The 11199-nt window shown below is 68.1% G+C and carries 10 protein-coding genes and 1 pseudogene; 2 read left to right on the top strand and 9 right to left on the bottom strand.

Going from position 1 to position 11199, the window contains the following annotated elements:
* Positions 1-158 precede the first annotated feature (158 nt).
* Together pafA and ACFWY6_RS38970 are read right to left on the bottom strand one after the other, a co-directional pair.
* Positions 159-1520, bottom strand: coding sequence for a Pup--protein ligase (gene pafA, locus ACFWY6_RS38965; RefSeq protein ID WP_135334215.1), 1362 nt, complete (start codon positions 1518-1520; stop codon positions 159-161).
* Between the two features lie 9 nt (positions 1521-1529).
* On the bottom strand, positions 1530-2789 hold the full coding sequence (locus ACFWY6_RS38970; protein ID WP_384700712.1) for an MFS transporter: 1260 nt from the start codon (positions 2787-2789) through the stop codon (positions 1530-1532).
* 132 nt (positions 2790-2921) lie between these two features.
* On the opposite strand from ACFWY6_RS38970, the gene ACFWY6_RS38975 reads away from it, so the two are divergent.
* Entirely contained in the window at positions 2922-3944 is a 1023-nt protein-coding gene (locus tag ACFWY6_RS38975) for a LacI family DNA-binding transcriptional regulator (RefSeq protein WP_384700714.1), read from the top strand.
* A gap of 74 nt (positions 3945-4018) precedes the next feature.
* Here the strand turns inward: ACFWY6_RS38975 and prcA are convergent, their stop codons facing one another.
* From prcA to arc, 6 genes and pseudogenes are all read right to left on the bottom strand, one after another.
* Complete coding sequence (gene prcA, locus ACFWY6_RS38980; protein ID WP_384700716.1) at positions 4019-4813, bottom strand: proteasome subunit alpha; 795 nt, start codon at positions 4811-4813, stop codon at positions 4019-4021.
* A 53-nt stretch (positions 4814-4866) separates the two neighbouring features.
* Complete coding sequence (gene prcB / locus ACFWY6_RS38985) at positions 4867-5712, bottom strand: proteasome subunit beta (protein WP_384700718.1); 846 nt, start codon at positions 5710-5712, stop codon at positions 4867-4869.
* Positions 5664-5870: pseudogene (locus tag ACFWY6_RS38990) on the bottom strand (endonuclease VII domain-containing protein); the annotation flags it as partial. The pseudogene ACFWY6_RS38990 and the gene prcB, both read right to left, overlap by 49 nt.
* Positions 5871-5960: 90 nt before the next feature.
* Entirely contained in the window at positions 5961-6179 is a 219-nt protein-coding gene (locus ACFWY6_RS38995; protein ID WP_055555575.1) for a ubiquitin-like protein Pup, read from the bottom strand.
* Between the two features lie 125 nt (positions 6180-6304).
* Positions 6305-7816: a depupylase/deamidase Dop gene (gene dop, locus ACFWY6_RS39000; RefSeq protein ID WP_384700720.1), complete on the bottom strand. Its 1512-nt coding sequence runs from the start codon at positions 7814-7816 to the stop codon at positions 6305-6307.
* 213 nt (positions 7817-8029) lie between these two features.
* Positions 8030-9796, bottom strand: a complete 1767-nt coding sequence (gene arc / locus ACFWY6_RS39005; protein ID WP_266868854.1) for a proteasome ATPase — start codon at positions 9794-9796, stop codon at positions 8030-8032.
* Between the two features lie 254 nt (positions 9797-10050).
* Here arc and ACFWY6_RS39010 point away from each other — a divergent pair, with 254 nt between their 5' ends.
* Positions 10051-10362, top strand: a complete 312-nt coding sequence (locus tag ACFWY6_RS39010) for a ferredoxin (protein WP_384700722.1) — start codon at positions 10051-10053, stop codon at positions 10360-10362.
* Positions 10363-10446: 84 nt separating this feature from the next.
* On the opposite strand, the gene ACFWY6_RS39015 is transcribed toward ACFWY6_RS39010, so the two are convergent.
* Positions 10447-11025 (bottom strand): hypothetical protein, encoded by a 579-nt coding sequence (locus tag ACFWY6_RS39015; RefSeq protein WP_384700724.1) that lies wholly within the window; start codon positions 11023-11025, stop codon positions 10447-10449.
* Between the last annotated feature and the right edge of the window lie 174 nt (positions 11026-11199).

Below are 11199 nucleotides of genomic sequence, written 5' to 3' on the forward strand. Positions count from 1 at the left end.
GGCGTGGGAGTGGGGGGGTGTGTGTGTTTGTGGTGTTTGGGGGGGTGGGCTCCCACAAACCCCCGTGCCGGGGGGGGGGGCCCGGGCGCCCCCCCCCCCCCCCCCGGGGTTGGTTCCCCCCACCCCACCACCCGTCTCAGGGGTTTACATACCGGCGATCACATACCGGCGATGAGCTTCTCCACCCGGTCGTCCACCGACCGGAAGGGGTCCTTGCACAAAACCGTGCGCTGCGCCTGGTCGTTGAGCTTCAAGTGCACCCAGTCGACCGTGAAGTCGCGGCGCTGCTCCTGGGCCCGGCGGATGAAGTCACCGCGCAGCCGCGCTCGGGTGGTCTGCGGGGGCACGGACTTGCCCTCGAAGATCTTCAAGTCGTTGCAGATACGGGCGGCTTGTCCCTTTCGCTCCAGGAGGTAGTACAGACCACGCCGACGGTGGATGTCGTGGTACGCGAGGTCTATCTGCGCGACCCGGGGGTGCGACATGGTCATGTTGTTCTTCGCGCGGTACCGCTCGATGAGCTTGTACTTCATGACCCAGTCGATCTCGGTGCCGATCCGGTCGAGGTCCTCGGCCTCGATCGCGTCGAGTGTGCGGCCCCACAGTTCGAGGACCTGCTCGACCGTGCCCGTGCGGATGCCGCGGCGCTCCACGAAGTCCACGGCCTTTTCGTAGTACTCGCGCTGCACTTCGAGGGCCGAGGCCTCACGGCCACTGGCCAGACGGACCTTGCGGCGGCCCGTGATGTCGTGGCTGACCTCGCGGATGGCCCGGATCGGGTTCTCCAGGGTCAGGTCCCGCATCACCGTGCCCGCCTCGATCATGCGCAGGACGAGGTCGGTGGCACCGACCTTGAGGAGCATGGTCGTCTCGGACATGTTCGAGTCGCCGACGATGACGTGCAGCCTGCGGTAGCGCTCGGCGTCCGCGTGCGGTTCGTCGCGGGTGTTGATGATCGGCCGGGAGCGGGTGGTCGCGGAGGAGACCCCCTCCCAGATGTGCTCGGCCCGCTGGCTGACGCAGTACACGGCGCCGCGCGGAGTCTGCAGCACCTTGCCCGCACCGCACAGCAGCTGCCGCGTGACCAGGAACGGAATGAGGATGTCCGCGAGCCGCGAGAACTCCCCGTGCCGGGCCACCAGATAGTTCTCGTGGCAGCCGTAGGAGTTTCCCGCCGAGTCGGTGTTGTTCTTGAAGAGATAGACGTCGCCCGCGATTCCCTCCTCGTGCAGGCGGCGTTCGGCGTCGACGAGCAGGCCTTCCAGAATGCGCTCGCCCGCTTTGTCGTGGGTGACCAGCTCGGTCACGTTGTCACATTCCGGTGTCGCGTATTCCGGATGTGACCCGACGTCAAGATAGAGGCGGGCGCCGTTCCGCAGAAAGACGTTGCTGCTGCGGCCCCATGACACAACACGGCGGAAGAGGTAGCGCGCCACCTCGTCAGGTGACAGCCGGCGCTGCCCCCTAAACGTGCACGTGACGCCGTACTCGTTCTCCAGCCCGAAAATGCGGCGGTCCATGACTGAACATTACGCCTTATGCCCTGCACTGAAACCGGGTTCGACAGCACCGTTTCGATCATTTTCCGATGAACCCGCAACGACCGCCGAATCCAAGGGCAGCGCGAGCACCCGGCCCGTGGCCAGCAGAACAAGCAGCGCGGCCACACCGGCGAGGCCCGGCACCGCGAAGCCCCACACCGTCCCGCCCCACTCGACGACCGGGCCCGCCGCGGCCGTTCCGAGGGACGCGCCGACGGTGAACGTGGTCACGAGCCAGGAGAACGCCTCGGTGACCGTGCCCCGCGGTGCGTGCCGGTCGACGATGATGAACGCACAGGCGAGCGCGGGCGCCAGGAAGACACCCGCCACGGCCGTGAGCGCCACCATGGCGACCGGCCCGGGGGTCAGCGTCAACGGCCAGTAGCAGAGCGCCAGGAGAGCCACCAGGACCGTAAGACGCTTCTCCGGTACGCCGCTCCACTGCCGCGCCCCGTACACGGAACCGCCGACCAGGGCGCCGAGGCCTATCGCCGCCATCATCCAGCCGTAGACCGCGTCACCGCCGTGCCCGTCGGCGTACGAGACGCCGGCCACGGTGATGGAGCCCAGCGCCATGCCGATGAAGAGGAACGCGCCGAGCAGCGCGAGCAGCCCGTTGGAGCGCAGCGCGCCGAGCCAGTGCGCCTCGCGGGGCGCCGAGCGCCACGCGCGCGAGGGCTTCGACACCACTACGGAGAGGGCGCCCAGGACACCGATGGCGTTCACGACGAGCACCGCGGCCTGCTCCGACCAGAGTGCGACGCTGCCGGTGATGAGCAACGGGCCCACGGTGAACATGACTTCCTGGGCTATGGCGTCCATGGCGTACGCCGTGTGCACCTGCTCCTCCTTTCCGAGGACGCCGGGCCACAGCGCGCGCAGGCCGCCCTCCAGGGGAGGCGTGAACAGCCCGGCCGCACCCACCGCCACATAGGCCGCGGCGAGCGAGTCGGGCCCGGTGAACGCGAAGGCCCCCATGCCGAGCGCAGAGAGCACCGCCGCCGGGAGCTGGATCCGCGGCTGGCCGTAGAGGTCCACCAGGCGGCCGAGCAGCGGCTGCCCCACCGCGTTGGCCACGCCGTACACCGCGGCCAGAGCGCCGGCCAGGCTGTACGTCCCGCCCTCGGCGCGGATGAACAGCACGATGGCGATCGCGGCCGTCGCGTTCGGCAGCCGGCCCACCAGCGTGCCGGCGAGCAGCCGCCCGGCGTATCTCGTCCGGAGGATCTCCGCGTATCCGGCAGCCATGCTTCCCGCCCCTCGCCCGGCACCGACGCGCCGAGGTTGTACGTATAACGTCGAGCGTCATACGTACCATGAGCGCTCACCGCGGGTCCACCTCACCGACGTCCCGCGGCATCGACCGGGGAGGTACCAGGAGTGGCCGGGCCACAGCAGGAGACCGCGGGGCCGCGCCCCACCAGCCGCGACGTCGCGCGCGCCGCCGGGGTGTCCCAGGCCACCGTCTCCCTCGTGTTCGGCGAGAAGTGGCGCGGCCGGGTCGCCGAGCGCACCGCCGAGCGGGTCCGCGCCACCGCCCGGGATCTGGGCTACCGGCCCAATCTCGCGGCCCGCAACCTCCGCCTCGGCAGGACCAGGACGGCGCTCCTCGTCGTCCCCGCCCTCACCAACGAATTCTTCGCCCGCGTCTACACCGGCGCCGCCCGCGTCGCCGCCGAGAACGGCTTCGGAGTCGTGCTCTACCCCTCCCCCGACGGCATCGGCCCCGCCCGGGACCCCTTCGACTCCGCGCGCGCCTCCCTGGACGGCGTCCTCGCCTCCTCCATGGCCTCCGACGCCCTCGCCGCGATCCGGGGCGACGAACTGCCCCTGGTCATGCTCGACAGCGATCCCGCGGGCAGCCTCGGCACCGCCACCGTCAACCTCGACATCGCCGACGGCATGCGCCGCGTCACCGAACATCTGCTGTCCCTCGGCCACCGCGACTTCCTGCACCTCGCGGCGGGCGTCGACACCTGGACCTTCGACGTACGCGCCGACGCCCTCGCCGGGGCGCTGCGCGGCACCGGAGCCGCCGTACGCACCGTGCGGGCACCCCTCACCGTCGACGACGCCCGCGCCGTCACGGAGACCGCCCTCGCAGCGCCGGGCCCCCGCCCCACCGCCCTCGTCTGCGACGACGACATCCTCGCCGCGGGCGCCTGCAAAGCGGCCCGCAGACTGGGCCTGCGGGTGCCCGAGGACCTCTCGGTGACCGGCTTCGACGACCTCACCCTGGCGACCGCCGTGGAGCCCGAGCTCACCACCGTCCGGCTGCCCGCCGAGCGCTTCGGCGAACACGGCATGACCTCACTGCTCGCCGTCCTCGACGGCCGCACACCCCGCCTCGACACCCTCCCCGTGGAACTGGTCGTCCGCGGCTCGACCGCCCCCGCGCCCTAGCCACGTACTGCACACACACGTACGCCCCGCGCCCCGGCCCGAAGGCCAGGACACGGGGCGTACACCGAACCGAACTACTCCTCGCCGGCCCCGGACTCGGACCCGGAAGCGGACTCGGAACCCGCGTCCGTCTCCTCCGTGTCGGAAGCGGCATCCGTGGGCGCCGAAGCGTCCCCTTCGAGCAGCCGCGCGAGCTGCCGCCCGACGATCCGCTTGAACTTCCGCTGCTGCGGCCGCGTCCGGTCGAGCACCGCCACCTCGAGCCGCTCCGCGGGGATCTCCCGCTCACTGCCGTTGGTGTCACGGGACAGCGCCTGCACGGCCAGCTTCAGCGCCTCGGCCAACGTCATGTTGTCCCGGTGACGCTGATCCAGATACGTACTGATCTGCTCGGCGTTGCCGCCGACCGCGACCGAGCCGTGCTCGTCCACGATCGAACCGTCATGCGGCAGGCGGTAGATCTGATCGCCCTCGGCCGTCTCCCCGACCTCGGCGACGACCAGCTCCACCTCGTACGGCTTCTCCGCCTGGCTCGAGAAGATCGTGCCGAGCGTCTGGGCGTAGACGTTCGCGAGCCCACGGGCCGTCACATCGTCGCGGTCGTAGGTGTATCCACGCAGATCGGCGTAGCGCACGCCACCGATCCGCAGGTTCTCGTACTCGTTGTACTTGCCGGCGGCCGCGAAGCCGATCCGGTCATAGATCTCGCTGAACTTGTGCAGCGCACGGGACGGGTTCTCGCCGACGAACACGATGCCATCGGCGAACTGCAGCACAACAAGGCTGCGACCACGGGCGATGCCCTTGCGGGCGTACTCCGCCCGGTCGGCCATGGCCTGCTGGGGTGAGACATAGAACGGCGTCGACACCGGCTATCCGTCCCTTTCTGTCAGTGACTCAGTCAGTGGCGAATACGGATCGATCAGAGCAGCGCGGCCCGCGGGCCGTCGGGCTGCTCCAGGCGCCGCTCGAGGATCGAGCGGGCGATCTCGGAGGACTCCTCGTCCCCCAGCCGCCGGAAACCCTCGTCGGAGATCACGGTGACGATGGGATAGATCCGGCGGGCGACATCCGGACCACCCGTCGCCGAGTCGTCGTCCGCCGCGTCGTACAACGCCTGCACGACGAGCGTCGTCGCTTCCTGCTCCGTCAGATCGTTGCGGTAGAGCTTCTTCATCGCACCACGCGCGAAGACCGAACCGGAACCGGTGGCCGCGAAGCCGTGCTCCTCGGAACGCCCGCCCGTGACGTCGTACGAGAAAATGCGCCCCTTCTCGCGGTCCACGTCGTACCCCGCGAAGAGCGGGACGACGGCCAGGCCCTGCATGGCCATGCCCAGGTTGGACCGGATCATCGTGGAAAGTCGGTTGGCCTTGCCCTCCAGGGAGAGCGTGGCCCCCTCGACCTTCTCGAAGTGCTCCAGCTCCAGTTGGAAGAGCTTGACCATCTCCACGGCGAGACCGGCGGTGCCGGCGATGCCGACGGCCGAGTACTCGTCGGCCGGGAAGACCTTCTCGATGTCGCGCTGGGCGATGACATTGCCCATCGTCGCCCGCCGGTCACCGGCGAGCACCACGCCCCCGGGGAACGTCGTCGCGACGATCGTCGTGCCGTGCGGCGCCTCGATCACACCCTGCGTGGGCGGCAACTGCCGGTTGCCCGGCAGGATCTCGGGCTGATGCTCCGACAGAAAGTCCATGAAGGACGAAGAACCAGGCGTCAGGAAGGCAGCTGGTAGACGCCCGGTGCTACGAGTGTTGGCTTCCACGCGTTTCCTTCCAGGTATGCGGCCGCGCGGCGGACGGTGTCGGGTTCATCCCCCAACTTGCCGATGGCCGAATTGCAGTTGAAGCACAGTACGCCACGGACCCTACCCGTCTCATGGCGGTGATCCACATGTACGGCAGGGGCGTTGAGACGGATCACATCGACGCTCGTCGACGCCGCCGGTCATGCGCGGCCCGGTCGTGCGCCACGCATTCCCGGCACCGCTCGCCCCCGGCTCCGCCATGCCCGTTACTGACCACCCTTTTGTACAAAGGACCGCACGAAGTCCTCGGCGTTCTCCTCGAGGACGTCGTCGATCTCGTCCAGAACGGAGTCCACGTCGTCGCTCAGTTTCTCCTGGCGCTCCTTGAGGTCCTCGGAGCCCTGCGCTTCCTGCGTCTGCTCCTCGGTCTCCTCGGTGGAACGTGTCGCCTTCTGCTGTCCGCCGCCGGTGTCCTTGGTCGCCATGTACCTCACCCCGCTCATTTCGGTTCGATGTACGTGATCAGACCCTATAAGCCAGGTCTGACATCGGCCCCGCACTTTCCTCAACGTCCGGGGACCACCTCGATGATTCCCATACGCCGGGTCTTTCAGCCTCCGGAGAGCACCCGAACCAGGTCCTCTGCCGTGCGGCAGCGGTCCAGGAGCTCCTTGACGTGGTTGCGTGTGCCGCGCAGCGGCTCCAGGGTGGGCACACGCTGGAGGGAGTCGCGACCGGGCAGGTCGAAGATGACCGAATCCCACGAGGCGGCCGCCACGTCGTCCGCGTACTGCTCCAGGCAGCGGCCGCGGAAGTACGCGCGGGTGTCCTCTGGAGGCTTGGTCTGGGCGCGCTCGACCTGTGATTCGTCCAGGAGCCGCTTCATCTTGCCGCGGGCCGCCAGGCGGTTGTAGAGGCCCTTGTCGGGGCGTACGTCCGCGTACTGGAGGTCGACCAGGTGGAGCCTCGCGGCGTCCCAGTCGAGGCTGTCCCTGCGGCGGTAGCCCTCCATGAGCTCCCGCTTGGCGACCCAGTCGAGCTCCCCGGAGAGGCTCATGGGATCGGTCTCCAGGCGCCCCAGGACGTCTTCCCAGCGGGTGAGGACGTCCTTGGTCTGTTCGTCGGCGTCGGAGCCGTACCGCTCCTCCACGTATTTGCGGGCCAGCTCGAAGTACTCCATCTGGAGCTGGACCGCGGTGAGTGTCCGGCCGCTACGGAGCGTGACGAGACGCTTGAGGGTCGGGTCGTGGGAGACCTGGTGCAGGGTGCGCACGGGCTGGTCGACGGCGAGGTCCACCGCGATGAAGCCGTCCTCGATCATGGCGAGGACCAGGGATGTCGTGCCCAGCTTCAGGTACGTCGAGATCTCGGAGAGGTTCGCGTCGCCGATGATCACGTGCAGCCGGCGGTACTTCTCGGCGTCGGAGTGCGGCTCGTCCCGGGTGTTGATGATGGGCCGCTTGAGGGTGGTCTCCAGGCCCACCTCGACCTCGAAGTAGTCGGCGCGCTGGCTGAGCTGAAAGCCGTGCTCGTGGCCGTCCTGGCCGATGCCGACGCGTCCCGCGCCGGTGACGACCTGGCGGGAGACGAAGAACGGCGTGAGGTGGCGCACGATGTCCGAGAAGGGGGTCTCCCGCTTCATCAGGTAGTTCTCGTGCGTGCCGTAGGAGGCGCCCTTGTTGTCGGTGTTGTTCTTGTAGAGGTGGATCGGCTGGGCGCCGGGGAGCTGGGCCGCGCGCTCGGCGGCCTCCGCCATGATGCGCTCGCCGGCCTTGTCCCACAGGACGGCGTCCCAGGGATTGGTGACCTCGGGCGAGCTGTATTCGGGGTGCGCGTGGTCCACGTAGAGGCGCGCCCCGTTGGTGAGGATGACGTTGGCGAGGCCGATGTCCTCGTCGGTGAGCTGGCTGGCGTCGGCGGACTCGCGTGCGAGGTCGAAGCCCCGAGCGTCCCGCAGAGGGTTCTCCTCCTCGAAGTCCCAGCGGGCGCGTCGCGCCCGGTGCATCGCCGCGGCGTAGGCGTTGACGATCTGGGACGAGGTGAGCATGGCATTGGCGTTGGGGTGCCCGGGGACGGAGATGCCGTACTCCGTCTCGATGCCCATTACTCGCCGTACGGTCATGCGGCCCTCCTTGCCCGGCGGCGCTCCCCTTCGGGAACGGCGCTCAAGTACCGCTGGTTCTCCGGTGCGTGTGCGGTGCCCGTCCCCGCACTGCGCGACTCGGCGGTACCGAAGAGCCTAGAGCGCCTTTGCGCTGGTGGGGAGATCATTGCCTTCATTGAAAAACAGACAGCTGCGGGTACCCACGAAGGACACCCGCAGCCGCCCTGTCTTCTACAGGTACTGACCGGTGTTCGCCACCGTGTCGATGGAGCGTCCGGTGTCCGCGCCCTGCTTTCCGGTGACGAGCGTACGGATGTACACGATCCGTTCGCCCTTCTTGCCGGAGATGCGGGCCCAGTCGTCCGGGTTGGTCGTGTTGGGCAGGTCCTCGTTCTCCTTGAACTCGTCGATGCAAGCCTGGAGGAGGTGGGAGACCCTGAGGCCCTTCTGGTTGGCCTCGAGGAAGGCCTTGATGGCCATCTTCTTGGCGCGGCCGACGATGTTCTCGATCATGGCGCCGGAGTTGAAGTCCTTGAAGTAGAGGACTTCCTTGTCGCCGTTGGCGTACGTCACCTCGAGGAAGCGGTTCTCCTCGGACTCCGCGTACATCTGCTCCACGACGGACTGGATCATGCCGACCACCGTGGCGCGCCGGTCGGCGCTGTGCTCGGCGAGGTCGTCCGCGTGCAGCGGGAGCCGCTCGGTGAGGTACTTGGCGAAGATGTCCTTCGCCGCCTCGGCGTCCGGGCGCTCGATCTTGATCTTCACGTCGAGTCGTCCGGGGCGCAGGATCGCGGGGTCGATCATGTCCTCGCGGTTGGAGGCGCCGATGACGATGACGTTCTCCAGGCCTTCCACGCCGTCGATCTCGGCGAGCAGCTGGGGGACGATGGTGTTCTCCACGTCCGAGCTGACACCGGATCCGCGGGTGCGGAAGAGGGATTCCATCTCGTCGAAGAAGACGATGACGGGGGTGCCCTCGCTCGCCTTCTCCCTCGCACGCTGGAAGACCAGTCGGATGTGGCGCTCGGTCTCGCCGACGTACTTGTTGAGGAGTTCGGGTCCCTTGATGTTGAGGAAGTAGCTCTTCCCCGCGGCCTGTCCGGTCACCTCGGCGACCTTCTTGGCAAGGGAGTTGGCGACGGCCTTCGCGATCAGCGTCTTGCCGCAGCCGGGGGGCCCGTAGAGCAGCACGCCCTTGGGCGGCCGCAGTTCGTGCTCCCTGAAGAGGTCCGGGTAGAGGTAGGGCAGTTCGACCGCGTCACGGATCAGCTCGATCTGGTTGCCCAGGCCGCCGATCTGTTCGTAGCCGATGTCCGGAACCTCTTCGAGGACGAGCTCTTCGACCTCGCTCTTGGGAACCACTTCATATACGTAGCCGGAGCGCGGTTCGAGAAGGAGCGCGTCGCCGGGCCTGATGGTGACGTCGAGGAGTGGTTCGGCGAGCCTGACCACCCTCTCTTCGTCGGTGTGTCCGACCACCAGGGCTCGCTCGCCGTCCTCGAGGATCTCCTTGAGGGTGACGATGTCTCCGACGCTCTCGTACTCCATGGCCTCGACCACGTTGAGCGCTTCGTTGAGCATGACTTCCTGGCCGCGCCTGAGCTCTTCGAGCTCCACGCTGGGGCTGACGTTCACCCGGAGCTTGCGGCCCCCGGTGAAGATGTCCGCCGTGCCGTCCTCGTTCGCCACGAGGAAGACTCCGAAGCCGGCCGGTGGCTGTGCGAGCCGGTCGACCTCTTCCTTGAGGGCCACGATCTGGTCTCGGGCCTCACGGAGCGTGTTGGCGAGCCGCTCGTTCTGCGCGGATACGCCGGCCAGGTTGGTCTGCAGCTCGACGATCCGCTCTTCGAGAATCCTCGTATGACGCGGAGAGTCGGCGAGCTTGCGTCGCAGGACGGCGATTTCCTGCTCGAGATAGGCAACCTGACCGGCGGGGTCTTCAGACCCTCGCCCCGGCCGGATGCCGCGGTTGATGTCGTCGTCGTGGGCTGCCACGGTCCTCACCTCCTCCAAGGGGAGCTGGACGCTTCCAGACCCTACCTGGGTGGGTGTCGATTGAAACCCCTAGATCACAAAGACGGTCGGGGTGTGTCCGATCTTCACCCTTGCGCTCTCCCTCACGCCAGGTGAATACCCACCCAACAACATCGGAAAGCGGGCGGTTGTATCGTCGAAGCGTTCAACACCCGTCAGGGCTGGCCCGACTTACCGCAAAGTCGGTTGGCCCGACGCAGCGATCGGCAGGAGAGATGAACGTGCAGAACGAGGCTGGGACCGGCCCTGAGGGCGATCCCCTGGAGGTCTGGATCGACCAGGACCTCTGTACCGGCGACGGCATCTGCGCGCAGTACGCGCCCGAGGTCTTCGAGCTGGACATCGACGGTCTCGCGTACGTGAAGAGCTCCGACGACGAGCTGTTGCAGGCGCCGGGGGCCACAACGCCCGTTCCCCTGCCGCTTCTGCGGGATGTGGTGGACTCGGCGAAGGAGTGTCCGGGCGACTGCATTCATGTGCGTCGCGTTTCGGACAGCGTCGAGGTCTACGGTCCCGACGCGGCCTGAGGCCGCCGCGAACTCACGCGTGAGCAAGGGGTCTGTGCCCGCCGGTGACCGGCGGGGACAGACCCCTTACTCGTGTCGGTTCCGTCACACGCTGTGTGCTCCGGCCGGTGTGGACCGTGCGAACGTGCCGTCCTTCCACTGCCACTTGGCGTCGTCCCGCTGATCGGGACAGCAGCGGGGCACGTCGGTCGAGGAGTAGCCGAGGAGCGTGGCGGTGATCGCTCCGTCACGTACGGCGAAGTCGCTGACGTTCTGCCGGTCGTGCGGGTCGACGAGGGTGGCGACGACGCGGGGCTTGCCCTCCGTGGCGCGGGTGATCACGTAGATGCCGTCGGGCGGGGTGCCCGATCCGGCAGCGCAGTGCACCACGGCGACGGTCTCGGGTCTGCCGTCGCCGTCGAGGTCGCCGGAGGCCTTCTTCTTGACGACGGGTTTCACGTTTCCGCAGGTGATGGGGTACGTGACGGAATCGGCGTCAGGGGCGGGCGCGGGGGCTGCCGCGCTCTTGGCGGAGGGCTTGGAGCCGGCCTGTGCGGCGTTCGCCGGGTCGGGCTGCAGGAAGGAGGAGCCCGCGATGACGGCGGCGAGTGCGGCCGCGGTGGCCAGCCAGTGGATGGGGCGGGTGGTGGTGTGTGCCAGTTCCGGGACGGCGGGGTTCTGCACTAGGAGGGTCTCCTGTGAGGGCTGTGCCGGTGGGGGAGGTGGCCAGCATCGTGCCATACCTCACAGTGAGGTGGAACACCGGGGTCCGGTGGGGATCGCCGTTCTTCTGATGCGCCGATGGGTTTCTGGTACGCCGATGTTCTTCTGGTACGCGTCTGGCGTCCTGTCAACGAA

It is taken from the genome of Streptomyces sp. NPDC059037 (genome assembly GCF_042740015.1).
Taxonomy (GTDB): domain Bacteria; phylum Actinomycetota; class Actinomycetes; order Streptomycetales; family Streptomycetaceae; genus Streptomyces.

What these genes read in the sequence shown, in the direction of transcription:
- dop (WP_384700720.1), bottom strand. Translation starts at nt 7,816, where the DNA reads ATGACCGTACGGCGAGTAATGGGCATCGAGACGGAGTACGGCATCTCC.
- ACFWY6_RS39010 (WP_384700722.1), top strand. Translation starts at nt 10,051, where the DNA reads ATGAACGTGCAGAACGAGGCTGGGACCGGCCCTGAGGGCGATCCCCTG.
- ACFWY6_RS38995 (WP_055555575.1), bottom strand. Translation starts at nt 6,179, where the DNA reads ATGGCGACCAAGGACACCGGCGGCGGACAGCAGAAGGCGACACGTTCC.
- ACFWY6_RS38970 (WP_384700712.1), bottom strand. Translation starts at nt 2,789, where the DNA reads ATGGCTGCCGGATACGCGGAGATCCTCCGGACGAGATACGCCGGGCGG.
- pafA (WP_135334215.1), bottom strand. Translation starts at nt 1,520, where the DNA reads ATGGACCGCCGCATTTTCGGGCTGGAGAACGAGTACGGCGTCACGTGC.